27 protein-coding genes and 1 tRNA gene are annotated in these 24,297 nt (G+C 63.9%); 10 read left to right on the forward strand and 18 right to left on the reverse strand.

Annotated elements, in window-relative coordinates; genetic code table 11:
- The first annotated feature begins 13 nt into the window (after nt 1–13).
- Both AC1DVS_RS13795 and AC1DVS_RS13800 read left to right on the forward strand, forming a co-directional pair.
- Nucleotides 14–685 carry a 4-carboxy-4-hydroxy-2-oxoadipate aldolase/oxaloacetate decarboxylase gene (locus AC1DVS_RS13795; RefSeq protein ID WP_478023901.1) on the forward strand — a complete coding sequence of 224 codons (672 nt, stop codon included), beginning with the start codon at nt 14–16 and terminating at the stop codon, nt 683–685.
- A gap of 266 nt (nt 686–951) precedes the next feature.
- Nucleotides 952–2,004: a 4-oxalomesaconate tautomerase gene (locus AC1DVS_RS13800; RefSeq protein ID WP_478023903.1), complete on the forward strand. Its 1,053-nt coding sequence runs from the start codon at nt 952–954 to the stop codon at nt 2,002–2,004.
- 86 nt (nt 2,005–2,090) lie between these two features.
- Here the strand turns inward: AC1DVS_RS13800 and lgt are convergent, their stop codons facing one another.
- Both lgt and AC1DVS_RS13810 read right to left on the reverse strand, forming a co-directional pair.
- A complete protein-coding gene (gene lgt / locus AC1DVS_RS13805; protein ID WP_478023904.1) occupies nt 2,091–2,972 on the reverse strand; it encodes a prolipoprotein diacylglyceryl transferase in 882 nt (293 codons plus the stop codon).
- Between the two features lie 223 nt (nt 2,973–3,195).
- Nucleotides 3,196–3,594, reverse strand: coding sequence for a hypothetical protein (locus AC1DVS_RS13810; RefSeq protein WP_478023916.1), 399 nt, complete (start codon nt 3,592–3,594; stop codon nt 3,196–3,198).
- 123 nt (nt 3,595–3,717) lie between these two features.
- Here AC1DVS_RS13810 and AC1DVS_RS13815 point away from each other — a divergent pair, with 123 nt between their 5' ends.
- Together AC1DVS_RS13815 and AC1DVS_RS13820 are read left to right on the forward strand one after the other, a co-directional pair.
- Entirely contained in the window at nt 3,718–4,062 is a 345-nt protein-coding gene (locus AC1DVS_RS13815; protein WP_478023918.1) for a hypothetical protein, read from the forward strand.
- 157 nt (nt 4,063–4,219) lie between these two features.
- Entirely contained in the window at nt 4,220–4,594 is a 375-nt protein-coding gene (locus AC1DVS_RS13820; protein ID WP_478023920.1) for a hypothetical protein, read from the forward strand.
- A 98-nt stretch (nt 4,595–4,692) separates the two neighbouring features.
- Here AC1DVS_RS13820 and pncB read toward each other — a convergent pair whose 3' ends face one another.
- Nucleotides 4,693–5,997, reverse strand: a complete 1,305-nt coding sequence (pncB, locus tag AC1DVS_RS13825; protein WP_478023922.1) for a nicotinate phosphoribosyltransferase — start codon at nt 5,995–5,997, stop codon at nt 4,693–4,695.
- A 26-nt stretch (nt 5,998–6,023) separates the two neighbouring features.
- A complete protein-coding gene (locus tag AC1DVS_RS13830; RefSeq protein WP_478023924.1) occupies nt 6,024–6,725 on the reverse strand; it encodes an NUDIX hydrolase in 702 nt (233 codons plus the stop codon).
- Nucleotides 6,726–6,802: 77 nt separating this feature from the next.
- Between AC1DVS_RS13830 and AC1DVS_RS13835 the strand changes: the two genes are divergently transcribed.
- Nucleotides 6,803–7,390, forward strand: coding sequence for a cysteine hydrolase family protein (locus AC1DVS_RS13835; RefSeq protein ID WP_478023926.1), 588 nt, complete (start codon nt 6,803–6,805; stop codon nt 7,388–7,390).
- A gap of 145 nt (nt 7,391–7,535) precedes the next feature.
- Here the strand turns inward: AC1DVS_RS13835 and AC1DVS_RS13840 are convergent, their stop codons facing one another.
- The 7 genes from AC1DVS_RS13840 to dapB form a co-directional block, all read right to left on the reverse strand.
- The gene (locus tag AC1DVS_RS13840) at nt 7,536–8,015 is read right to left on the reverse strand and encodes an iron chaperone (RefSeq protein WP_478023928.1); all 480 of its coding nucleotides are present in this window, start codon (nt 8,013–8,015) and stop codon (nt 7,536–7,538) included.
- Nucleotides 7,984–10,011, reverse strand: a complete 2,028-nt coding sequence (locus tag AC1DVS_RS13845; protein ID WP_478023930.1) for a M13 family metallopeptidase — start codon at nt 10,009–10,011, stop codon at nt 7,984–7,986. The genes AC1DVS_RS13840 and AC1DVS_RS13845 overlap by 32 nt, the downstream gene beginning before the upstream one ends.
- A 218-nt stretch (nt 10,012–10,229) precedes the next feature.
- Nucleotides 10,230–10,742: a MarR family winged helix-turn-helix transcriptional regulator gene (locus AC1DVS_RS13850; RefSeq protein WP_478023932.1), complete on the reverse strand. Its 513-nt coding sequence runs from the start codon at nt 10,740–10,742 to the stop codon at nt 10,230–10,232.
- A 275-nt stretch (nt 10,743–11,017) separates the two neighbouring features.
- A tRNA-Arg gene (locus AC1DVS_RS13855) sits at nt 11,018–11,094 on the reverse strand.
- Nucleotides 11,095–11,153: 59 nt separating this feature from the next.
- Complete coding sequence (locus AC1DVS_RS13860; RefSeq protein ID WP_478023934.1) at nt 11,154–11,525, reverse strand: hypothetical protein; 372 nt, start codon at nt 11,523–11,525, stop codon at nt 11,154–11,156.
- A 17-nt stretch (nt 11,526–11,542) separates the two neighbouring features.
- Nucleotides 11,543–12,214: an endonuclease III gene (nth, locus tag AC1DVS_RS13865; protein WP_478023936.1), complete on the reverse strand. Its 672-nt coding sequence runs from the start codon at nt 12,212–12,214 to the stop codon at nt 11,543–11,545.
- A gap of 15 nt (nt 12,215–12,229) precedes the next feature.
- Complete coding sequence (gene dapB / locus AC1DVS_RS13870; protein ID WP_478023937.1) at nt 12,230–12,958, reverse strand: 4-hydroxy-tetrahydrodipicolinate reductase; 729 nt, start codon at nt 12,956–12,958, stop codon at nt 12,230–12,232.
- 359 nt (nt 12,959–13,317) lie between these two features.
- Between dapB and AC1DVS_RS13875 the strand changes: the two genes are divergently transcribed.
- Complete coding sequence (locus tag AC1DVS_RS13875) at nt 13,318–14,292, forward strand: hypothetical protein (RefSeq protein ID WP_478023939.1); 975 nt, start codon at nt 13,318–13,320, stop codon at nt 14,290–14,292.
- Nucleotides 14,293–14,360: 68 nt separating this feature from the next.
- Nucleotides 14,361–15,062 carry an NAD-dependent deacylase gene (locus AC1DVS_RS13880; protein WP_478023941.1) on the forward strand — a complete coding sequence of 234 codons (702 nt, stop codon included), beginning with the start codon at nt 14,361–14,363 and terminating at the stop codon, nt 15,060–15,062.
- A gap of 172 nt (nt 15,063–15,234) precedes the next feature.
- On the opposite strand, the gene era is transcribed toward AC1DVS_RS13880, so the two are convergent.
- On the reverse strand, nt 15,235–16,137 hold the full coding sequence (gene era, locus AC1DVS_RS13885) for a GTPase Era (RefSeq protein WP_478023943.1): 903 nt from the start codon (nt 16,135–16,137) through the stop codon (nt 15,235–15,237).
- Between the two features lie 258 nt (nt 16,138–16,395).
- Here era and AC1DVS_RS13890 point away from each other — a divergent pair, with 258 nt between their 5' ends.
- Nucleotides 16,396–16,629, forward strand: a complete 234-nt coding sequence (locus AC1DVS_RS13890; RefSeq protein WP_478023945.1) for a hypothetical protein — start codon at nt 16,396–16,398, stop codon at nt 16,627–16,629.
- A gap of 378 nt (nt 16,630–17,007) precedes the next feature.
- On the opposite strand, the gene rnc is transcribed toward AC1DVS_RS13890, so the two are convergent.
- The gene (rnc, locus tag AC1DVS_RS13895; protein WP_478023947.1) at nt 17,008–17,688 is read right to left on the reverse strand and encodes a ribonuclease III; all 681 of its coding nucleotides are present in this window, start codon (nt 17,686–17,688) and stop codon (nt 17,008–17,010) included.
- Nucleotides 17,685–18,563, reverse strand: a complete 879-nt coding sequence (lepB, locus tag AC1DVS_RS13900; RefSeq protein WP_478023949.1) for a signal peptidase I — start codon at nt 18,561–18,563, stop codon at nt 17,685–17,687. Before lepB ends, rnc begins: the two co-directional genes overlap by 4 nt.
- A 109-nt stretch (nt 18,564–18,672) precedes the next feature.
- Here lepB and pgi point away from each other — a divergent pair, with 109 nt between their 5' ends.
- Both pgi and gor read left to right on the forward strand, forming a co-directional pair.
- Complete coding sequence (pgi, locus tag AC1DVS_RS13905) at nt 18,673–20,172, forward strand: glucose-6-phosphate isomerase (protein ID WP_478023951.1); 1,500 nt, start codon at nt 18,673–18,675, stop codon at nt 20,170–20,172.
- Nucleotides 20,173–20,281: 109 nt separating this feature from the next.
- On the forward strand, nt 20,282–21,634 hold the full coding sequence (gene gor / locus AC1DVS_RS13910; protein ID WP_478023953.1) for a glutathione-disulfide reductase: 1,353 nt from the start codon (nt 20,282–20,284) through the stop codon (nt 21,632–21,634).
- Here gor and AC1DVS_RS13915 read toward each other — a convergent pair.
- From AC1DVS_RS13915 to AC1DVS_RS13930, 4 genes are all read right to left on the reverse strand, one after another.
- Complete coding sequence (locus tag AC1DVS_RS13915; RefSeq protein WP_478023955.1) at nt 21,631–22,728, reverse strand: AbrB family transcriptional regulator; 1,098 nt, start codon at nt 22,726–22,728, stop codon at nt 21,631–21,633. The genes gor and AC1DVS_RS13915 overlap by 4 nt on opposite strands.
- Before the next feature lie 79 nt (nt 22,729–22,807).
- Nucleotides 22,808–23,479: a glutathione S-transferase family protein gene (locus AC1DVS_RS13920; RefSeq protein WP_478023957.1), complete on the reverse strand. Its 672-nt coding sequence runs from the start codon at nt 23,477–23,479 to the stop codon at nt 22,808–22,810.
- Nucleotides 23,476–23,937 (reverse strand): SRPBCC family protein, encoded by a 462-nt coding sequence (locus tag AC1DVS_RS13925; RefSeq protein WP_478023958.1) that lies wholly within the window; start codon nt 23,935–23,937, stop codon nt 23,476–23,478. Before AC1DVS_RS13925 ends, AC1DVS_RS13920 begins: the two co-directional genes overlap by 4 nt.
- Nucleotides 23,934–24,260 carry an ArsR/SmtB family transcription factor gene (locus tag AC1DVS_RS13930; RefSeq protein WP_478023960.1) on the reverse strand — a complete coding sequence of 109 codons (327 nt, stop codon included), beginning with the start codon at nt 24,258–24,260 and terminating at the stop codon, nt 23,934–23,936. Before AC1DVS_RS13930 ends, AC1DVS_RS13925 begins: the two co-directional genes overlap by 4 nt.
- Nucleotides 24,261–24,297: the final 37 nt, after the last annotated feature.

Consider the following 24,297-nt stretch of genomic DNA (forward strand, 5'->3'; position numbering starts at 1 on the left):
AAAGGAGATCGTCATGGCCAAGGTCGTCACCAACATCCAGCGCGCCGATCCGGCGGTGATCGACGGCCTCGCCGGGGCCGGAGTCGCCACGGTGCACGAGGCGCAAGGTCGCATCGGCCTGCTCGCCAGCCGGCTCAGGCCGATCTATCCCGGCGCGCGGATCGCCGGTTCGGCAGTCACGATCTCGGCCCCGCCGGGCGACAACTGGATGATCCATGTCGCGATCGAGCAATTGAAGCAGGGCGACATCCTCGTCCTCGCGCCGACCAGCCCCTGCGAAGACGGCTATTTCGGCGATCTGCTCGCGACCTCGGCGATCGCGCGCGGCTGTCGCGGGCTGGTGATCGATGCCGGCGTGCGCGATGTGCGCGATCTCACGGCGATGGGCTTCCCGGTCTGGTCGAAGGCCGTGTTCGCGCAAGGCACGGTCAAGGCGACGCTCGGTTCGGTCAACGTGCCGATCGTCTGCGCCGGCGCCGCGATCGAGCCCGGCGATGTCATTGTGGCGGACGATGACGGCGTCTGCGTCGTCAAGCGCTGCGACGCGGCCTCGGTCCTCGCAAAGGCACAGGCCCGCGAGGCCAACGAGGAATCGAAACGCCAGCGCCTCGCCGCCGGCGAACTCGGCCTCGACATCTACGACATGCGCGGCAAGCTCGCCGAACTGGGCCTAACCTATGAATAGCCCCTTCCAATCCTCCCTCACGCAGTCGGCTAGGGGATTCACCCAGCGCGCCGCGAGTCTTCTCCCTCTCCCCTTGTGGGAGAGGGAAGGGGCCCGTGCGAAGCACGGGAAGGGTGAGGGGGACTCTCGATGATGACGTCCCGAACCTCACTCCCCCTCATCCTTCCGTCGCTTCGCTCCTCCCTCCTTCTCCCACAGGGGGAGAAGGATTTCCGCGTAGCAACGCTGGGTGTGAATCCACGAGGGCGCTCCGCAAGGCAACCATCATGACATCCGCCCCCTGCATGTGGATGCGCGGCGGCACCTCGAAGGGCGCCTTCTTTCTCGCCGAAGACCTCCCCACCGACACAGCCGAGCGCGACGCCTTCCTCCTCCGCGTCATGGGCTCGCCCGATCCGCGCCAGATCGACGGCATGGGCGGCGCCGACCCACTCACCTCCAAAGTGGCGGTCGTCTCGAAATCGTCGCGCCCAGGCGTCGATATCGACTATCTCTTCCTCCAGGTCTTCGTCGATCAGCCGATCGTCACGGACGCGCAGAATTGCGGCAACATGCTCGCCGGCGTCGGCCCCTTCGCCATTGAGCGCGGACTGTTCGCCGCGACTGGCGACGAGACCAGGGTCGCGATCTTCATGGTGAACACCAGCCAGATCGCGGTCGCGACCGTGCAGACCCCCGGCGGCGTGCCCACCTATCAGGGCGATGCCCGGATCGACGGCGTGCCCGGCACCGCCGCCCCGATCCCGCTCGAATTCCGCGATACCGCCGGCTCGTCCTGCGGCGCGCTGCTGCCGACCGGCAATGCCGCCGACATGATCGAAGGCGTCGCCTGCACCCTGATCGACAACGGCATGCCCTGCGTGGTGTTCAAGGCAGCCGATGTCGGCGCAACCGGTTACGAGGATCGCGACACGCTCGATGCCGCGACGGATCTCAAGGCCCGCATCGAGGCGATCCGCCTCAAGGCCGGCCCCATGATGAACCTCGGCGACGTGACTGAAAAATCCGTCCCCAAGATGATGCTCGTCGCCCCGCCAATGCATGGCGGCGCGGTGACGGTCCGCAGCTTCATCCCGCACCGTGCCCATGCAACGATCGGCGTGCTCGGCGCGGTCAGCGTCGCCACGGCCTGCCTCGTCCCCGGTTCGCCCGCGGCCGATGTCGCGGAGATCCCCGAGCGCGCGCGCAAGACGCTGTCGGTCGAGCACCCCACCGGCGAAATGAGCTGCGTCCTCGAACTGAACGAGAAGGGCGAGGTCGCGACCGCGGCCCTGCTGCGCACCGCACGCAAGCTGATGGACGGCACCGTCTTCGGCTGAACCTCCCGGTCTGGCGAGTGCGAAAGCCGAACCGCGACTTACCAGGCCGTGAACCGATAAATGGAGGATGACGGCCAGCGCCCGGTTCAGGTCACGCCATCAGCCGACTGCCGCGCCTTCAAGCGGTCATCCGTCTCCCGAACTTTGGAGCCTGCCGATCGGCCCGATAGCACAAGGAGCCAGATGCCGACCACGATCATCGGCGTACTGAGCGTCTGCCCCATCGTCAGGCCCCACCATAGATGCTCCAGTCCCGCATCGGGCTGACGCACGAATTCGATCAGGAAGCGCGCGGTCCCGTATATGACAAGTCCCGTGCCGACCAGGCGACCGGGGCGCAACCTCGCGTTGGTTCGCCAGAACAGGTAGACGAGGACGATCATCGTCAGCACGCCCTCGAACAGCGCCTCATACAGCTGGCTCGGGTGGCGCGGAATGCCGTCTTGGGTGCCGGGGAAGATTATCGCCCAAGGCAGCGAGCTGGGCCGGCCCCAAAGCTCACCGTTCACGAAATTGGCAAGCCGCACCAGGATCAGGCCGATAGGTGTCGCGCAGGCGAAATAATCGCACACCCTGAGCATCGAAAGGCCATGGCGGCGCGTGAACAGCCACAGGGCGAAAATGACACCGAGGAAGCCGCCATGGAGCGACATGCCGCCTTGCCAGAGCTTGAGGACGTCGATCGGATGACGCCAGATCTCCGGGCGGTAGAACAGGCAGTAACCCAGCCGGCCGCCGAGAATAATCCCCAGAAAAGCGTAGAAGACGATATCGTCGACATGACGTTTGGCCATCGGTGCACCGGGCCGGCCAATCAGCTTTGTGAGATACCACCAACCGAGGATAATCATGGCGACATAGCTGAGCGCGTACCAGCGCACCTGAAAGAACCCCAGATCGAGCGCGATCGGCGACAAATGGAGCTGATCGTACCGGATTGCGGACGCCGCAGATGCGAGCATTGTCATCGAAAGTCCCTGGGTCGGATTTACGACTGCATATGCCATGATCTGGCGATCAAACAACGGCGGCTTCGGAAAGCCTCATCGCCGAACGCAAGGCAGCCATCCACGCGCCCACCGGAAAGGTTACCAGCAACCACTTCACTGAAGATGGTCGTCGTCCACCGCCAGCAGGCCAATAGCGAACCCGATGCCGATGGAAGCGGCAAGCGGGCGCAAGGGCTGGTGCTCAATCGCTTGCCTTCCCGCCGGCACTGGCGCTGCCGCGATAATACGACAGATCGCGCTGAATAGCGTGCAAGCTGCTTTGCGACGAGTGTATCGCGACGATGAAGGTGAGCGCGACGCCCACGAGCGATATGCTTGTGGTCCACTTGAGGCTGGCTTCGTCGTGCTGATCGCGCATCATCGCCTTGACGCCATCAACTGCGAATCCGAGAGCGGCGCCAAACCACAACACGCCCACAAAGGTCAGGAATACCCAGATCGGCATGCCCGCAGCCAGGAACTTCAACCCGACAGCAGCGAGAAGAATTGCCAGCGGGACGGCTATGGATAACGCAAATTTCGACGCAGCAACGTAGATAGCAAGCCCCCAAAAACCTATGGCGACTATCATGCGAGACATATCGAAATTTCCTTTTGGGCCTATGGCTTATGGCACCTCCGTTAATGGCGAGTAATCGACTTCACCGGAGCAGTTGCGGTCGTACAACGATCAACCGTAAGATCGCTGCGATGAGGTGGTCAGATGGAAGTGCATAGCGCGGCGCAGATTTTATCCCTCGAGGACGGAGTGGTCCAGATCGCCTTCGACCTGAGTGGCTCGGCGCCCGAATACCTTATCATCTCCGCGCCGGACGCCGGTAGTGAAGCGGAAGGCGATTTCTTCGGCCATGACCACTATGTCGAGGTGAAGGATCAACTCTTCGGCCGCTATGGCGGGTTGAGTTCGATAAGCCTGCCAACGGACGATCGCCTCGAAGTTCATCTCACCTACGATGTGCCAGAGGTCGGAACAGCGCTGGCGATCAACATGAAAGCGCCGATGAGCGCTGCGATTATGTCTCAGTTGCGGCGCCTACAATCCCGCTGAGCGAATGGCAGCTAAACATCAGCTGTCGCCGTTTCCGTGCCGCCGGATAACGGGGCCCGTCCGAAACAGCCGGTCGGCAGTCGCCCCACTTGCGGTCAGTTCGGTCTCTCGTCACAATCACAACGGGTGCGTTTTCGCTACAATAGAAGAGGGCGGTATGAGCGCAAAGCTCGATGGCTACACAGATGTAATTAGCCGTCTCGCCGGCGAAACGGTCAAGTGTTCCCCAGCATCTTGGCATAGGGCCATGCTTTCAATTCAGTGCGATGGCACGCGCATCACGTATCAACTGAAGAGCGATGACAGTCCCGAAAAAGGGGCGATAAGCGAAGCGCTGCGCGACCAGATCGACGAGCTTTACGTGCGCATGCGGAATGTGGGAGATGTCTGGAAAGAAGCTTATCTTCATTGGTGGCGTGAGGATGATGATCTCAAATTCAAAATAGACTTTTCATATGACAAGGCTGATCCAGCAGAGGCGAGCATTCCCGAGCCGGAGGACAAAAAACGTTGGTGGCCGTGGAGTCGTTGACCGAGCTGCTACCATATGTCGGCCGGCCAAACCGCCAGCCACGGCAGCTACCACCACCTCCACTATCCCGCTCATGAGTCCGCGACCTGACCGCAACGCTAAACCGTAACAGGCTGCGCCCCACGATCCGCACCGCCGAACACCCGCAGATAGCGCGCAATCTCCGCCGGTTCCCCGGTCGCTTTCTCCAGATTGTCGGATAGCTTCACCGCCGGCCTGCCATTGGCGCTGATCACCTTGCAGACGAGCGAGATCGGCGCGAGGCCGGCATCGCCGTCTGGGTCGCAGCCGCGGAAATCGTTCGTCAGATTGGTGCCCCAGCCAAAGCTGGTGCGCACCCGCCCGTCGAAATGGCGATAGGTCGCCTCGATCGAATCCACGTCCATCCCGTCGGAGAAGATCAGCAGCTTGCTGCGCGGATCACGCCCATGGGCCTGCCACCAGGCGATGATCTGCTCGCCGCCCGAGATCGGCGGTGCGCTGTCGGGTCGGAAGCCGGTCCAGTCGGCGACCCAGTCAGGCGCGTCGTGCAGAAAGGCAGTCGTCCCGAACGCGTCGGGCAGGGCGATCAGCAGATTGCCGCCATAGGTGTGCCGCCAGTCGTCCAGCACGCGGTAGGGCGCGGTTGCGAGCGCGGCATCGTCCTCGGCCAGCGCCGCGGTCACCATCGGCAGCTCATGAGCGTTGGTGCCGATCGCCTCGAGGTCGCTGTCCATCGCCAGCAGCACATTGGACGTGCCGATGAAGCGGCTTCCCAGCCCTTCCTTCACTGCCTCGACGCACCAGCGCTGCCACAGGAAACCGTGCCGGCGCCGCGTCCCGAAATCGGAGAGGACGAGGTCGGGCAGCTCGCGCAGCCTCTCGACCTTACCCCACATCTTCGCCTTGGCGCGCGCATAGAGGATATCGAGCGCAAACCGCCCCTTGCCGCGCATCGCCGCCCGCGCGCGCAGCTCGTTGATGATCGAGAGCGCCGGGATCTCCCACATCGTCGTATCAGTCCAGGGCCCGGCGAAGTGGAGCTCGAACTGCCCGTCCACGGTGCGCAGCTCATATTCCGGCAGCTGGAAATCCTTCAGCCAGGCGAGGAAAGCCGGCTCGAACATCCGCGCCTCGCCGTAGAAGCTGTTGCCGGCGAGCCAGATCAGCTCCTTCTTGGTAAAGCGCAGGCTCCGCGCATGGTCCAGCTGGGCGCGCAGCTCGCCTTCGTCGATCACCTCGGCCAAGCGCACAGAGCGGGTCCGGTTGATCAGCGCGAAGGTCGCATGCGTGTCGCGGTGGAGCCGCCAGATCAGCTGCAACATCAGCAGCTTGTAGAAATCCGTGTCGAGCAGGCTCCGCACGATCGGGTCGAGGCGCCAGCCATGATCATAGGTGCGGGTGGCAATGTCGGTATAGACCATGAGTGGCTCCAGGAGGTGAGGGCGGTTCAGTCCGCGTCGCGCAGACGGAAAAGTTCGGCGGGGCGGTGCGAGGCATTCTCTTCGCGCGTCCGGGTCGCGACCAGCCGGCCGCTATCGAGCATCCGCCGGCGAAAACCGGACTTGTTGAGCGGGACGCCCAGCACCGCCTCATGCACATCCTGAAGCGCGCGCAGAGTGAACTGTTCGGGGAGCAGGGCAAAGGCAATGTCCGAATAGTCGATCTTGCCGCGCAGCCGATCACGGGCGAGCGCCAATATCCGCTGATGATCGAACGCCAGCGGCAGCGGCGTGCCCGTATCGCCGATCGCCTTGAGCAGTGCGCCGGCCAGCGTCGCGGCACGCACCAGCCCGCCATGGATCGCGGACGCCAGCTGATCCTCTCGCAACAACCCCAGATAGGCGACGGTGATCACCCGCATCCGCGGATCGCGATCGACCGCGCCGAAACTGTAGAGCTGTTCGAGATGCGCCTCTTTGATCCCCGCCTTGTCGCGGAGCACGCGCGACGCTGCGGCGTCGAGGCTTTCGTCCATCGCAACGAAGCCCCCGGGCAGCGCCCAACACCCCGCCTGCGGAGGCTGATCGCGGTGCATCAGCAGCGCCGAGAGCTTGCCTTCGCGCATCCCGAGCAGCACGAGATCGACCGTCACTGAGGGACGATCGAACGCGGCTGGATCATAATCGCGAAGGAAGCTCTCGTCGCTCATCATCGACCTTATATGCAAGATGCACTTTACTTATATACGGAATGCGTATATGTCAAATCACAGATTGGAGATGTGTCATGCAGCGTTTCATCATCATCGTGGATACCCAGGCCGATTTCATGCTGGCGGACGGCGCCCTGCCGGTCAGTGGCGCTGAGGCGCTGGTCACGCCGATGCAGGCCTGGCTGGCGGCGCTCCGGCCCGAAGAGACGGCAGGCATCCTCTTCACCTTCGACACGCATTCCGCCGAAACCTATCCAGGCTCGGCCGAGGCGGAACAGTTCCCCATCCATTGTGTTCGCGGCACCCCGGGCTGGAACAATATGCTCGACGCAGCCACGATCGATCCGGCCATCCCGACCTATCGGCTCGAAAAAAACGTGTTCGACATGTGGGCGGAATCCGGCGTCCAGGTCGCGGGTGCGGGCGAGGGCGTCGAACGCGACCGGTTCTTCACCGAGCTCAAGGCGAGCGGCGTAACGGACGTCGCGGTGATCGGCGTCGCCGCCGACTATTGCGTGCGCTGGGCAATCGAGGGCCTGCTGGCCCGCGGCTTCAACGTCGAGATTCCGGCCGGACTGACCCGCGGCATCGAACGCTCAATCGAACAGGTCGCCGAAAGCGACTTCCCCGGCGCCGCGATCCGGCTGGACGTGGCGGCGTGATGGTTCAGGGGGAGGCTACTTCTCCCTCTCCCTCTCCCTCTCCCAGCGGGAGAGGGAAGGGGCCCGTGCGAAGCACGGGAAGGGTGAGGGTGACTGGCATGAGCGTCTCGCACTCAACCTTAACCCGCAATACTGACCGCCATCCTCAACCCTCGCCCGCGGCCGCCTCTCCTCGCATCATCGCGACGCGCGTGTTCAGGATCAGATCGATGATCTCGCATGGCAGGGGCTGATCCGGAGCGAAGCGCACCGTATCCTTCTTGTCGCGATACGGTGCCAGGGCAGCCTCGAAGTCGGGCGGGCCACGATAGATTGGATAAAGCCCCACATGCGCCCTCCAGGCCGCATAATAGAGGATGTTCTTTCCCTTCAGCGTCGCCGTCGGCATCCCGTATTTGATCCCCTCCACAGAATCCGGGGCGGCGGCGGAGATGCGCTCCCGGATTTGCGCTCCAGATAGGCATCGATGGTTGTTGGTGCCGTGCCTGCCATGCCCTACCCGCCTTTTCTGAAAGCGATCCCCGGCCAGTCCTTGTTCGGCATTCAACGAGACGAACGACGCCTGTTTCAGTCCCTTGTGATGACGCTCACGCCTACCAGATTCGCACGCGATCCTTCGGATCAAGATAGAGCCGATCGCCCGGTTTGACGTCGAACGCCGTATACCAGGCGTCCATATTGCGGACGACGCCATTCACCCGGAATGTCGCCGGGCTGTGCGGATCGGACGCGAGGTTGGCAAGTAGCGCCTCATCGCGGATATTTTCGCGATAGGTTTGCGCCCATGACAGGAAGAAACGCTGGTTGCCGGTGAAGCCGTTCAGAACGGGTGCAGCGACTCCGTGCAGCGACACGTGATAGGCTTCGAGCGCGATGTTAAGCCCGCTAAGGTCGCCGATGTTCTCGCCGAGCGTCATTTGCCCGTTCACCTGATGGCCCGGCAGAGGCTGGTATCGCGAATACTGCTCCGCTAGCCGCGCTGTCAGCGCCTTGAAGCGCGCGACATCCGCTTCGGCCCACCAGTTGCGCTGAGCACCGCGCGCGTCGGTCTTGGCGCCCTGATCGTCGAAGGCGTGGGCCATCTCGTGGCCGATAACCCCACCAATACCGCCATAGTTCACTGCCGGATCCGCGTCGGGATCAAAATAAGGCGGTTGGAGGATCGCGGCGGGGAAAACGATCTCGTTGAAAAAGCTGTTCGAGTAAGCGTTGACGTTTTGCGGAGTCATGCCCCACTCGTCGCGGTCGGTCGGCTGACTGAGGCGCGCAATCCGCCGCCTCCAATCCCACAGGATGGCACGCTTTCGGTTGCCGACGGGATCATGCGCACGAACCTCGAGCGTAGAATAGTCTCGCCAGCGATCGGGATAGCCGACTTTCACCCGCATGCCCGCAAGCTTGGCCAGCGCCGCTTGCTTGGTATCGGCCGACATCCAGTCGAGCTGCTCGATCCGGGTCCGGTAGGCGGTGCGCAGATTCTCGACCAGCGTGGTGATCTGCACCTTAGCCGCGTGCGTGAAGTGGTGCTCGATATAGAGCTGGCCGACCGCCTCACCGAGCGCCGAATTGAGTGTGGTCGTGGCGCGCTTCCACCGTTCGCGCTTCTGAAGCTGGCCGCCGAGAACGCGGCTGTTAAAGTCGAACGACAGGTCGTCGAACGCCGCCGGCAAGATGTCGGCCATGCCGTTAAGATAATGGAACGTCATATAAGCGCGCCACGTCCCGACCGGAGTGGCGTGAAACAGCCGTGCGAGGTCGCGGATCGCGCTATCCTCCTTCACTACGAAGACGTCCTGACCGGGAACACCGAGTGCGTCGAGCATTGCCTCCCAGGGATAGTCGGGCGCGAACGCCTTCAGCTCGGCGCGCGATTTGGGGTGATAGGTCAGGTCGCGGTCACCGCGCCGCTCCCGCGTCCACTGCAGTCGCGCCATCGCCGTTTCCAGCGCCAGGACCGCGTTGGCGGCAGCGTCCGTGTTCGCATAACGGCCCCGCGCCAGCATCGCCGCGACATAGGTTCGGAACTTGACGCGCACCTCGATCGATCGCGCATCGTCCTTCAGATAATAGTCTCGATCGGGTAGGCTGAGCCCGGACTGGACAATGTTGATCGCATAGCGGTCTGGGTTGGCCGCATCGGGCCAGGGGGTTGGCGACACCGGGCCGGCGACGCCCAGTTCGGGCCGCCCCATCAGTCGCGCAACGTCAGCGTGCGACCGCGCGGACCAGATCGCGGCGAGGTCCGCGGTGACTGGCTTCAGTTCCGCCGCTTCGATAGCTTCGGCATCGAGATAGGCGTTATAGGTATCGGCGATCTTCCGCTCGATCGAGCCAGCGCGCTGCGGCCGGCCGGCGATATCGTCGACGATCGCCTTGACGTCCGCCTCTGCGTTGGCGCGGAGCATCGCGAATGGCCCCCAGGCGCTGCGGTCGGGTGGGATCGCTGTCGTTCGCATCCATTCGCCGCCGCTGAAACGGGCGAAATCGTCGCCAGGGTGGATCGATCCGTCCATGCCGGCGAGATCGAAGCCCCATGGCGGCACGCTCGGCGCCGCGCCAGTCAGTGCCGTTGCGAGCGCCGCCGCGACGATCACCCGTAGCGGAAGGCGTTTGACGATCATGCCCACAAGAATACGCGATGCTCGCGGCCGGTGACGGCGCGGAAAACCAACAAATCGGGCAGCGACCCTATGAAATCGGGCTCGGGCACCGTGATCGCCGGCCCGGCCGCACGCGCTCGCCCTCGAGCATGGGCTGTCGCCCAAATCGAGGTCATACCGCCGGCGGAGAGCAGGTCGCGACGTCGCATTCCTCTATTATGTAGGTACCTACATAAGTGTCAATCGTCCTCACTCACCTGCGCCGTGATGCCGGCCTTCTCGGCGATCCGATCGAACAGGGATTTCTGCTCCAATGCATCGTCGAGCCTGTCCAACACTCGGACAACATCCCCCGCCTCCGTATTCAATTCCTCGGCGGCATCGCTGAACGCGAGCCATAAGGAAGCGAGTTGCGCGACGAGTTCTTCGCCTTTCCCCGTCAGACTGAGCTGCCGACGGCGGGCATCGGCCGGCGAAGCGGCGGAAGTGATGATGCCTTCGGTTTCAAGCGAGCGGCTCGCCTGGCTGACCGAGACATGGGTGATGCGGAGGGCTTGTGCGATTTCGCCGATCGACATCGGGCCGTTTAGGATCAGCTGGTTGAGCAGGCCGTACCAGCGCTGCTCGAACCGGATGCTATGCGCGGCGTAGATCCGCGTTGCGTCGCGATCGATCCGCTCCGACAGACGCCGCAAGCGCGCGGCCAGCGCCGCTCCCCCGGCCTCCCGGCTGTAGTCAGAGGATTGATTCATTGCCGGCTTCAGACCTCCCGCAAAGCGTCTCACCAAATCTGTTTGGCGCTGACATCCTATTTCGTCGTCGCTTCATGCACGCGGTATATTCTCCAATGGCGACTTTTCCCATTTCCTCTTGGACCATTTCAGGGTTCGCATTCCGACGATAGAATGTCGCAACTCTGGAGCGACGCGGCTGACCGGGAGGTCCGACAGCCAAGGTCTATTGCTGGGAACGCTACGCCAGGCCGCATTCCGCCGCCGCTTGCCGTCAACGCCGCGATTTTTGAAAATGGCGCACCCGACAGGATTCGAACCTGTGGCCTCTGCCTTCGGAGGGCAGCGCTCTATCCAGCTGAGCTACGGGTGCTTAGGTGGCAAGCGCCTAGCAAAGGCCGCGGCGCTACGCCAGCCGTTTCGATCGTACCGTCAATGCTTGACGAGCTTCACCGGTTGAAACTGCCCGAGGCCGCAGGTCGCGCCGTGCCCGACCGGCGGGTCAGTCAGAACGGTGATGGTGTCGACCGAACACAGTTCGCCGGTTGACGTCTTGTAGAGAAACTTCTCCTCGAACCCGAGCTGCGGGCAGGCATAAGGGAGCGTGTTGCGATAGATCTTGCCGCCGCCCATGTCGAAATCGATCACGCTGTCGCTGCGGACATGGGTCTGGCGGATCGAGATGGTGCGGATGCAGCTTTCCGGCTTGCCGACGGGTGTCGCCTCCGGGACCTGGTTGCGGTCGCGCGCGCCGCCGGGCGCGGCGACGGCGGCAATGGCGAGAGCGGTCAGGATCATGCGCATGGCTTGGTCTTCCTGGGCTATGGCGCGGCGCGCGTCTTGGGCGCTCCCGTCTTGGGTGGGGGCGTCTTGGGTTTGAACGCACAAAGGTCGTGAACGATGCAGCGCCAGCATTCCGGCGTCCGTGCCTTGCAGACATAGCGGCCATGCAAAATCAGCCAGTGATGGGCATGGAGGCGGAATGGCTGGGGCGTCGCCTTGTCGAGCTTCAGTTCGACCGCCAGCACCGTCTTGCCCGGCGCCAGCCCGGTGCGGTTGCAGACCCGGAAGATATGGGTGTCGACCGCGAAGGTCTCGGCGCCGAACGCTGTGTTCATCACCACATTGGCGGTTTTGCGCCCCACGCCCGGCAGTGTCTCGAGCGCGTCGCGGTTCGCCGGCACCTCGCCGCCATAATCGGCGATCAGCTTTTCGGAGAGGGCGATGACATTCTTCGCCTTGGTGTTGAACAGCCCGATCGTCTTGATGTGCTGCTTCAACCCCTCCTCGCCCAGCGCGACCATCTTTTCGGGCGTATCGACGTCCTCGAACAACCGTCGCGTCGCCTTGTTGACGCCGATATCGGTCGACTGTGCCGACAGCGCCACCGCGACCAGCAGGGTATAGGGATTGGTGTAACTGAGCTCGGTCTCGGGATGCGGATTGTCCGCCGCGAGCCGCGCGTAGAATTCGACGATATCCGCCTTCTTCAAAATCCCGATACCTTCTTAAAGGCCCAATACGTCGCCCATCTGGTAGCGCCCCGCCGGCTTGTCCGCGAGCCAGAGCGCGGCGGTAATTGCTCCCTTCGCGAAGATCGCACGGTCCTCGGCGCGGTGGCCGATCTCGATCCGCTCGCCCGTGCCTGCGAAGATGACCTGGTGGTCGCCGGCAACCGATCCGCCGCGCAGCGACGCAAAGCCGATCGTCCCTTCAGCCCGCGCTCCGGTGAGTCCGGAGCGGTCGGCGACCTTCACCTCGGCAAGCGGCACGCCGCGCCCGGCCGCTGCCGCCTCGCCGAGCAGCAGCGCAGTGCCGGACGGCGCATCGACCTTGTGGCGATGGTGCATCTCGACGATCTCGATATCCCAGTCGCTGTTCAGCCGCGCCGCCGCCTCGCGCACGAGGCGTGCGAGCAGGGTAACGCCAAGCGAGACATTGCCGGTCTGCAGCACTGCGACCTTCGTCGCGGCCGAGTCGATCAGAGCATGGTGCGTCGGTGAGAGGCCGGTGGTGCCGATCAGGATCGGCGTGCCCTTGGCGACAGCAGCGGCAAGATTGGTCTCGAGCGCCGACGGCGCCGAGAAATCGACCAGCACATCCGCCGCCTCGGCAAGGGCCGCCGGATCGCCGCCGGCATCGATTCCACCGGCAAGGCTGGCACCCAGATCGTCAAGCACGGCACCGAGCGCCTGGCCCATCCGGCCCGCGCTGCCGATGATTCCGATTTTGGTCATGCGCTTCCTCTCCGGGGACTCGAGCGATTTTCGCCATTCTGGATCACGCCCCGAATCCATATTCAAGCCGTTGGCGGGCAGATGCCACAATGCAATGCGATAGGACAGAGGCCCAGGTCGGCGAGCCTCGCCGGCCGCGCTTGGGCCCGGTTCGGGCATGTGGATATCGGGCGTCATGGCGTCGATCATAGTGACTCTGGATATTGTTGCGCTTTCGCACCGAGTGAGCGGGCGGTAAAAAAGCCAATACCGAGTTGCACGGCAAATCTATCCTCTTTTCTCCGGCTTGCCGGGGGGAATGGCGTTGCCATGGGCCGTGGGCATGGTGCGCCACGGGCTGGCTCGGGGGGAGACATGTCATGACCACAGGCACGACCATCTTGGGTCCTAATCAACTCGTCACCGGAGTGCGCGGCTGGACCGGCTCCGATGTGGTGCTGACCGGGTCCAACGCGGCAATCGATCCGGTCACCGCGATGATCTATCTCGGCCCGCTTTCGCCGACCGACAGCGCCGGCATTTATACTCTGACGCCCGGCATCTTGGGGCGGACGGCGACGACCTCGACCTTCTATGGACCGGACACCTTCATATTCAATCCAGGCCTTGGCGAGGGAAATATCCGCGCAGTCGGCAGCTACCAATATGACGGAAGCGGCGACGTCCGGAATTGCGGCATGGTCTATGAGGGGTCGCCCCAGGGTGGCGGAGGCTGGTCGCAGCTCGACGTGCCGAGCAGCGAGGTTGGCGGGGAAACGGTGTGGAACACCATCCCGCACAGCACCATGGGCGATCTGGTGGTCGGCAATTACGATCTGCTCGGCGTGCGCCTGTCTGCCAATGCCTTTGTCTATCATATCCATACGAAGCAATGGACCCTGTTCGACATCCCAGGCTGCACCCTGACCACTGCCTATGGGATCTGGCAGAATGGCATCGGCAGCACGCATTTCACGATCGTCGGCGGAACCTGCGACGGGCACGGCGTAAATAAGGGCCTGGTGATCGACTATGATTCAGAGACCCGCAAGTTCAGCAATATGAAGCTCTACTCCTATCTCGATCAGCCGCAGCTCGTCACCCATTTCGAAGGCATTGTCGCCACGCCCAAGGGCTTCAACCTGGCGGGGGGCTCGACCGGCTCGCCCGCCTTGTTTGCCTCGATCGAGGTCAATCCGGACGGCTCGTTCAGCGACGCGACCTGGGTTTCCTTCAGCTATCAGGGTTCGGAGATCACCACCGGCAACAGCATCTACGAGAATAGCCTGATGGGCATCTACGCGGTCTCGGGCACGACCGGGGTCAACAGCTATGTCGTGCCGATCGAACCGTGAAGCGCGGCCGGTCGGATCATAAAGGCTTGGCGGTAGCGCCCGTGGTCATGCTCGCCTAAAAACACGGCATGACCAAGCCTCGCAACATCGTGATCCTCACCGGCGCCGGCGTCTCCGCCGAAAGCGGCCTCGCAACCTTTCGCGGGCCGGGCGGCCTGTGGGAAGGGCACCGCGTCGAGGATGTCTGCACGCCCAAGGCACTCGCGGATGATCCCGATCTGGTGCACCGCTTCTATGACGCACGCCGCGCCGCGCTCGCGACGGTCGAGCCCAACGCGGCGCACCGCGCGCTTGCGAGGCTCGATGCCGAATGGCCGGGCGAGCTGCTGATCGTCACCCAGAATGTCGACGATCTGCACGAGCGCGCCGGGGCGAAACGCTTGCTGCACATGCACGGCGAGCTGAACTCGGCCTTGTGTGCGGCATGCGGCGCGCGGTCGAGCTGGTCGGGCGCGATGCCGCCGCGGACGCCATGCCCGGCATGCAGCGAGCCCACACTCAGGCCCGACATCGTGTTCTTCGGCGAGATGCCCTATGCGATGGATCGGATCGAAGCTGCTCTGGCCGAGGCCGATCTGTTCGTGTCGATCGGCACCTCAGGCGCGGTGTATCCGGCGGCGGGCTTCGTCCAGACCGCCCGCTACCACGGCGCGCAAACGCTCGAAATGAACCTCGAGCCTTCGGCCGGCAGCGCCTATTTCGCGGAAACGCGGCTTGGCCCGGCAAGCGAACTGGTGCCGGATTGGGTCGAGGGGCTCCTCCTTCCTTAATTCCTCCTTAGTTCCTCCCCGGAACGGGGAGGGGGACCATTCGCCACTTCCGGCGAATGGTGGAGGGGCTTGGAGCGAGGCAACCGTGCCGCGCTCCAAGCCCCTCCACCACCCGCTGAAGAAGCGGGCGGTCCCCCTCCCCGTGCCGGGGAGGATCAAGAAGGAAACCGGCTCACTCCACCCAGTCGAGCCCCATCTCCCGGTAGATGTCCCGCTCGTCATCCCAGCCGGGCTTCACCTTCACGTGCAGATACAGATGCACAGGCTTGCCCATGATCGCGCTCAGCTCGGCTCGTGCCCGCGCACCGATCTCCTTGATCCGCGCACCGCCCTTGCCGAGCACGATGGCGCGCTGGGTCGGGCGTTCGACGAGAATTTGCTGGCGGATCTCGACCGACCCGTCCTCGCGTTCCTTATACTGCTCGGTCTCGATCGCGCTCGCATAGGGCAGCTCGGCATGGAGCTGCAGGTAAAGCTGCTCGCGCGTCACCTCGGAGGCGAGGCTGCGCTCGGTCGCATCGGAGACCTGGTCCTCGGGATAATGCCACGGCCCCTCGGGCATTGCCTTGGCGAACGCAGTCTTGAGTTCGGCCAGCCCATCGCCGGTCGTCGCGCTGATGAAGAAGGTCTCGGCGAAGTCGACGATCCCGTTCAGCCGCTCGGCATGGAGCAGCAGCTTCGCCTTGTCGGCGAGATCGACCTTGTTGAGGATCAGATATTTGGGCTCGCGGCGGTTGGCGATCGATTCGGCGATCGGTATCACCTTCGGTCCGAGCCCGCCCTTGGCGTCGACCACCAGCGCGATCACGTCAGCGCCCTCGGTCCCGCCCCAGGCGGCCGAGACCATCGCCCGGTCGAGCCGGCGCTTGGGCTCGAAAATGCCGGGCGTATCGACCAGCAACAACTGGGTACCGCCCTCGATCGCCACGCCCATCAGCCGCGCCCGGGTGGTCTGGGCCTTGGGGCTGACGATCGCGACCTTCTGGCCGACCAGCGCGTTGACGAGCGTGGATTTGCCCGCATTGGGCGCGCCGACGACGGCGACAAGGCCGCAATGGGTTTGGGTGTCAGTCATGAGAAACCTCAATCAGGTGATCAACGACCCGGGACTGGCCCGCGTCGAATGGGGAAGCGAGGCTGCTATACGCCTTGCGCCGGCTTTGTCGAAATCGATGTCAGCCCGCGCTGCGACAAAAATTCGGCCAGTTTAATTTTCTCCTATTAAATCGATGGGGATTGCGGCATAAAGATGGCGGACGCTGATCAGGTCGGGAGAGGGCGAGCTAATGGGGCGCGTCCGGGGCTCGATCTGAAATTACCAGGAGATAGTCCTATGAAGAAGCTCATGATCCTTTCGACGGTTGCCGTTGCAGCTCTCAGCCTCGCCGCTTGCAAGCCGACGCCGCCCGTCGACAATTCGTCCAACGGCACCGAAGTGCTGAACACCGAGACGCCGCTGGAAGGCAACGTCACGGAAGAGACGCTCAACACCAGCACTGTCGACAACGCAACCGTTGTGGAAAATGCGACCGCGATCGACACCGCTTCGAACGCAACCGCAAAGTAAAGCGCTGGCGCGGTAACGCGCTGACGCCCAGCCGGCATCGACGCTCCCCCCAAGCGGCGTCGACGCACCGGGAGACCGCGTGTCCTGAGAAGGGCGCGCGGTCTTTGTTTGTGCGCTCGATAGGGCGTGCGCCCAAGCCCGCCTGTCACCATGCCAAGCAACAGTTTATATCCTATCGATGAGATAGGAATTATACCGCTTTACGCCGATGCTCCCTAGCGAACGGCACAACCTCGGGCCCGGCGCACTGCGCCGGGCCGATTTTGATATTATGCTGGTTTATCAATCACTTGATTAGAACGGCGAACGGTGTGGGGCGGTTCCCATACAGTCTACCGAAATTATCCAACAAAGTGCCCACCCCGAGGGGCTCGCGCCCTATCGCGCCGGCACGCTTTCCAGCTTTTCCAGCAATGCCGCCGCTGCCGCGGTCTCCGCCTCCTGCTTCGAACTCCCCTCCGCTACCGCCTCGGCGAGCGCGCCGATCGAGGCTTTCACGGTGAAGCGCGGTGCGTGGTGCGGCCCGGAACGCTCGATGACCTCATAGGCCGGGGTGCGGCGATTATGCGCGGCGGCCCATTCCTGCAGCGCCGATTTCGGATGTTGCGGCGCGATCGAATGCGTCACCACTCGACCGCCCCACGCCTTGCGGATCGCGGTGCGCGCGACGTCCAGCCCGGCATCGAGATACAGCGCGCCGATCAGCGCCTCCATCACATCACCCAGCACATTGTCGCTGTCGGCCGCTCCGTCGTCGCGGGCCTGTTTACCCAGCCTGAGCTGCGCGCCGATCTCGAGCCCGCGCGCGACATCGGCGCAGACCGCGCCCGTCACCAGCGCATTGAGGCGCTTCGACAGGGCGCCCTCGGGTTCGCCCGGAAACACCTCGAACAGCCATTCGGCCATCACCAGGCCGAGCACGCGGTCACCCAGGAATTCGAGCCGTTCGTAATTCGCCGCCGCCTGGCTGCCATGGGTCAGCGCGCGCTCGAAGCTGGCGAGGTCGCTCGGCGCATGGCCGAACGTCTTCTTGATCCAGGCGCCGAGCGGGCTGCTCAAAAGCCTTCTCCGATCCTTTTCCAGCGCGCTGCGGTGAACCAGGTCCAGGGCAGGAACCAGTTTGCCGTGCCGTCGGTCGAGAAGAAGGAGACGACTGCCTTGCCTTCGATCCGGTCCATCGGGACATAACCCATGCCGCTCGCTTGCCCCGGCAGCGCGTCGGCGGGGGCCGGGAAGCGGCTGTCGCCGCTGTCGTCGCGATTGTCGCCCATCACGAAGACGTGGCCGGCCGGCACCGAATAGATGCCGGTATCGTCACGGTCAGCAAACTCGCCGCGATCGAGCACCATATAGGTCTTGCCGTTCGGCAGCGTCTCGCGGAACTGCTGATAGCGGCAGATCGGTTCGCCCTTGGCGTCCGCATCCTGGAACTGCGTGGGGCACTCACGATCGGCCGGATAATTCGGGGTGATCGGAATCGTGAAATCAGCGACCCGCTGCTTCGGGATCGCCACGCCGTTCAGAATCACCTGGCCATGGCGCACCTGGATCATGTCGCCGGGCAGGCCGATGACGCGCTTGATGACATCATGGTCTTCCCCCGGCGGCCCCCGGAACACCACGACATCGCCGCGTGTCGGGTCGCGCCCGAAGATCCGCCCCGGGATCAGTGGCGGGCCGAACGGCAGCGACCAGCGCGAAAAGCCGTAATTCCATTTCGAAATGAACAGATAGTCGCCGATATAAAGCCGCGGCAGCATTGATTGCGATGGAATGCTGAAGGGCGACAGGAGGAAACTGCGGAAGATCAGCACGACCACAGCCAGTGTGACGAGGAAGCGGAGCGTGCTGAGTATCTCGGAAGGCGGCTTTGTGGCCGCTTGAGTCGTGCCGCTGGCGGTCGCGGGTTCGGGCGGGGCTTCGGTCTCTGACATGCGCGGCGGTTTGCTGTGGCGGGCGGCGGGCGTCAAGCTGGCGGTTGTAACGAGGCGGCGCTAGGGCGATCTAACGGGGGATTTCTTCGGGACGATGAATGAGGTGACCATGCCTGCCGACTGGACTGCGATCGAAGCCCTGCCTTCGCCCAGACTCGAAACCTTGTTCGCCGAGGATGGCGATCGGCTGAAGAGGCTGAGCCTCGATGTCGCCGGCCTGCACTTCGACTGGTCGAAGACCCACCTCACTGCGGATGCCATCACTGCCTTTGAAAAGCTCGCCAAGGCGCAGGATCTGGCGGGTAAGCGCGAGGCGCTCTTCGCAGGCGAAATCGTCAACGTGACTGAGGGCCGCGCCGCGACCCACACTGCCGAGCGCGGCGAGGGTAAGGCCGATGATGTCAGTCTCGCCCAGGCCTTTCACGCAAGGATGCGTGCGCTGATCGATGCGATCGAGGCCGATGCGCTTGGGCCGATCCGCCATGTCCTTCATGTCGGCATCGGCGGTTCGGCGCTTGGGCCGGACTTGCTGGTCGATGCACTCGGTCGTGAATCGGGGCGCTACGACACAGCGATCGTCTCCAACGTCGATGGCGTCGCGCTCGAAGAGGCGTTCAGCCGCTTCGATCCAGCGGCGACTTTGCTTGTGGTCGCGTCCAAGACCTTCACCACAACCGAAACGATGCTCAACGCCGAAAGCACGCTCGAATGGATGGAGGAAGCTGGCGTCGAGGATCCTTATGGTCGGGTGATCGCACTCACGGCCTCGCCCGACAAGGCGATCGAATGGGGCGTTGACGAAACCCGCGTGCTGCCCTTCATGGAAAGCGTCGGCGGCCGCTATTCGCTTTGGTCCTCGATCGGCTTTCCGGCCGCGCTCGCGCTCGGTTGGGATTGTTTCGAGGAATTGCTGGAAGGTGCCGCCGAGATGGACCGGCACTTCCGCCTCGCATCGCTGTCGGAGAACGCACCCGCGCTCGCTGCCTTTGCCGATCTCTATTATACTCAGGTCCGCCACGCCGAGACGCGGGCGACCTTTGCCTATGACGAAAGATTGCGGTTGCTGCCCTCCTATCTCCAGCAGGTAGAGATGGAGTCGAACGGCAAGAGCGTGACGGTCGACGGCAAGCCGCTCGGCCGGCCAAGCGCGCCGATCACCTGGGGCGGTGTGGGGACGGATGCCCAGCATGCTGTGTTCCAGCTGCTCCACCAGGGCTCGCATCTCGTGCCAGTCGAGTTCGTCGCGGTGATCGAGGCTGGCGATACGCTCGCCGAGGATCACCACCGCCAGCTCTTGCTCAACGCATTTGCCCAGGGTGCGGCGCTGATGAAGGGGCGCGCGAACGACAAGGATCCGGCGCGCAGCTATTCGGGCGATCGGCCGAGCTCGACGATCCTGCTGGACGATCTCGACGCACGCACGCTCGGCGCCCTGATCGCCTTTTACGAGCACCGCGTGTTCGTCAATGCCACCTTGCTCGGCATCAATCCCTTCGACCAGTTCGGGGTCGAGCTCGGCAAGGAAATGGCCAAGGCGGCGGGTGAGGGCGGACAAAAGTTCGACGCCTCGACCGAGGATCTGATCAAGCGGGCATTCGGCGACAGCTGATAAAAGGCCGTCATGCCGGACTTGTTCCGGCATCCAACGTGCAGCAAATGCGCGGTAATTGTGGGGCAGTGGACCCCGGAACAAGTCCGGGGTGACGAAGGAAGTGATGATGGCCAAGGCCGAGTACGACTATGATCTTTTCGTCATCGGCGCCGGCTCGGGCGGCACCCGTGCCTCGCGCGTCGCTGCCGCGCACGGCGCGCGGGTGGCGGTCGCCGAGGAATATCGGGTCGGCGGCACCTGCGTCATTCGCGGCTGCGTACCAAAGAAGCTGCTGATCTATGGTGCGCATTTCGCCGAGGATCTGGCCGATGCACGGCGCTTCGGCTGGAATGTCCCCGATTGCGAGTTCGACTGGAAGGTCCTGACGAAAAATGTGTTCGAGGAGGTCGACCGGATCAACGCCGCCTATTCGGGCACGCTGACCAATAACGGCGTCGAGATCATCCTCGAGCGCGCGACCATCACCGGCCCGCACAACATCAAGCTCGGCGATGGTCGGGAGGTCACCGCCAGGACCATCCTTGTCGCGACCGGTGCCACCCCGTCAGTGCCGAAATGCCCCGGCCATGAACATGGCATCACCTCGAACGAGGCCTTTCATCTCGACGCCGTGCCCAAGCGGATCCTGATCGCGGGCGCCGGCTATATCGCCAATGAGTTCGCCGGCATCTTCCACCAGCTGGGCGCGCACGTCACGCTGATCAATCGCACTGATGTGATCCTGCGCGGCTACGACGAGTCGATCCGGGATCGGCTGCTCCAGATCTCGCTGATGAAGGGGATCGAATTCCGCTTCCACGCCGATTTCCAGGGCATCGAGAAGATGAAGGACGGCTGCCTCAAGGTCAGCATGTCGGGGCACGAGCCGATCATCGTCGATTGCGTGATGTTCGCGACCGGACGCGATCCCAATACCGAAGGGCTCGGGCTCGAAAGCGCCAGCGTCGAGGTCGACGAAAAGGGCGCGATCAAGGTCGATGATGACAACCGTTCGACCTGCCCCAGCATCTATGCTGTCGGCGATGTCACCAACCGCATCCAGCTGACGCCGATCGCCATTCGCGAGGGCCAGGCCTTTGCGGATACCCTGTTCGGCAACAAGCCGACCCGGGTCGATTATGCCAATGTCCCCTCGGCGGTGTTCAGCCATCCGCCGATGGCGGGCGTCGGCCTCACCGAGAGCCAGGCCAAGACGAAGTTCGGCGCCGTGAAGGTCTATACCTCGGACTTCCGGCCGATGAAGAATGTCCTCGCCGGCCGCAACGAGCGCGCGCTCTACAAGATGATCTGTGACAGCGAGACGGACAAGATTCTCGGCCTCCACATGATTGGCCCCGACGCGCCGGAAATCCTGCAGGCGGCCGCAGTCGCGGTGAAGGCGGGCCTGACCAAAGCGGCCTTCGACGAGACGGTCGCGCTGCATCCCACCATGGCGGAGGAACTGGTGCTGCTGCGTTAGGCGGTCGCACCGCCTCGCCGCCTGACCGCGAAGCGCGCGAGAGCCGGCCCGGCGATGACGCAGGCAAAGAAGCGCAGTGCCTGGAGCGCCATCACATAGGGCACATCGACCTTGGTCGAGGCGGCGATGATCGCGACTGAGTCCATGCCGCCGGGGCTGGTCGCGAGATAGGCGGTGACCGGATCGACCCCGCCGACCTTGGCGAGCAGCATTCCGAGCATGGCCGAAAAGCCGATCAGCAGCGCGATCGACAGCAGGATGCGGGGTAGGGCCCGCGCCGCCGCGCGTACGATATCGCGGGTGAAATGCAGGCCGATCCGCCAGCCAACCACCGCATAGCTCACAGCCAGCAGCCAGCCCGGTAACTCGAAGTGGATGAGCCCAACGATGTTAAGCCCCGCGCCAAGGATAAGCGCGCCGATCATCGGTGCCGCTGGCAGCTTGAGCCTGATCCCGAGCCACGCGCCGATCGTCGCGATCAACAGAGTCTCACCGAACGCGATCGGGTCGATCGCCGGAAACCAGACACTCGTCGGGCTGTGCGCTCCACCATGTGCACCGAGCAGCGCGGCCACGATCGAGGCCGTCCCGGCGACGCAGACCACACGGCTATAGGTCATCACCGCGACCAGCCGCCATTCAGCGCCATAGGATTGCGCCATCAGCACCATCGCCGCCGCGCCGCCCGGCATGCAGCCCCAGATCGCGACGCTGCCAGGCAGCCAGCCAAGCCGCGCGATCAGCCAGCCGATTAGCACCGCCACGCTCAGCGTCGCTACCGTGGTGCCAAGGAACACGGGCCAGTGCGCGCCGACCATGTGAACGGTCCCGGCATTGAATGAGGCCGCGACCAGGCACCCGACAATCGCTTGCGCACCCTGAAACGGCAAAGCCGGAACGCTCACTGCCTGCCCGCGAATAGCAAGCAGGATCGCCGCGATCATCGGCCCGAGCAGCAATCCGGCGGGCAGGCCGATCCAGTCGAGCACCCCTCCGAACAGCGCCGACAGACTAAGCAATAGCGCCCAGCGCTTCAGCGGCGAGAGCGCCTCCGCTTCAGGCACCACGGACGGCCAGGCATTGGGCGCGGGCAAGCAGTTCCACGGGGCCTCGTGCGGGCTGGAGGGGAAGCTCCTCTCAACCCGCTCGACACGCGCTTGTCCAGCCACCCCGTCAGGCGGCTACGGTTTCCCGCGCAGCAAGCGCATTAAGACGGTCCCATGTCGTCGCAGCCATGCTCGGTCGCGCGTCCATTCGCTCGATCCAGGCGGCGAGATTGTCATGCCGCGACAGGATCGCCCGCCCTTCCGCGAAATGCGGCAGGAAGACGAGATGCGGCGCCAGCATCAGGTCAGCGAGCGACAGCGCGTCGCCCGCCATGAAGAGCTGGTCGCCGAGCAGCCGCGCAACCTCGTCGACCACCTCGGTGGCAGGCCCCACCGCGGCGGCCACCGCCTCCTCGTCGACCGGCATGCCAAAGCCGGGTGCGACCACGCGGGGGAAGGTAAGTGGGCCGCTGAGCCGCGACGCCAGATAGCTGTCGGTAATACCGATCAGCTGATCCATCCGGGCGGCCTTTCTCGGATCGGCCGGGGTCAGCGCCGGCTCGGGAGCAATCCGGTCGAGGTAATTCAAAATGGCCCGGGTTTCGTACAAACGGAAATCGCCATGATCGAGAGTCGGGACTTTCTGGAAAGGGTGGATCGCGCGATATTCGGGCGTGCGGTTGCCGCCCATCGGTATCGCGGCAAGGCGCCAGGGCAGGCCCTTTTCCTCAAGCGCCAGCAAGGGCGTGCGGACATAGGGGCTGCCGGGGATTCCATGGAGGACGAACTGTTCGGTCATGCTGTCTTCTCCTGCACAAAAGTGGCGAAGCGTTCGACAAGGCCGGGCCAGCCGCCGGAGAGCTTGCCCACCATCGTCTCGGTGCTGGGCCCGAAGCGCTCGAGGTTGCGATGCGTGAGCGTGACGCGGCTCCCGGTCGTTTCGGGCTCGAAGGTCACCTCGACTTCAGTGATCAGATTGGGGTCGAAGGTGAAGCTGGCGTCGAGCTGCCAGGCAAGCAGCAACCGCCCCGGCGGTTCCCAGGCGAGCACGCTGCCCCATTGGCATTCGGCGCCAGACGCATCGCGCTCGAACCAGCGGCCGCCAGCATGCGGCTCGACCACGATCTCCGTGAAGGGCTCGGGCGCGACATGCATATTGGGCGACCACCAGCGGCCGATATCGCCCGCGAACAGCGCAAAGGCGCGCTCGGGCGGCACCGCGACGGAGACGGATCTGACGATCGGCGCGATGGTCATGGTTGCTTCTCCTCTTTCGCCTGCGCGTCCGCATAAGCCGCAAAATTGTCGAGCGCGTCTTGCCAGAACTGGTCCAGCCAATCGCGCATGGCGCCAAGCCCGCGGGGATCGATACGATAGATGCGGCGCGTGCCGGATGCGGTCTCGGTCACCAGCCCGGCCTCCTTCAGCAGCTTCAGATGCTGCGAAACCGCAGGACGCGAGACCGGCAGGCCAGCTGCGATCTCACCGACAGCGGCGGGCGCGCGACCGATGCGCTCAAGTATCGCCCGGCGCGTGGGATCAGCGAGCATGTCGAAGGCATGTGCGACTCGGTTAGCCATGACTAACGGTAAGTCATGGCTAACATATCAGTCAAGC

The organism is Sphingomonas sp. P3_C5, assembly GCF_056402635.1.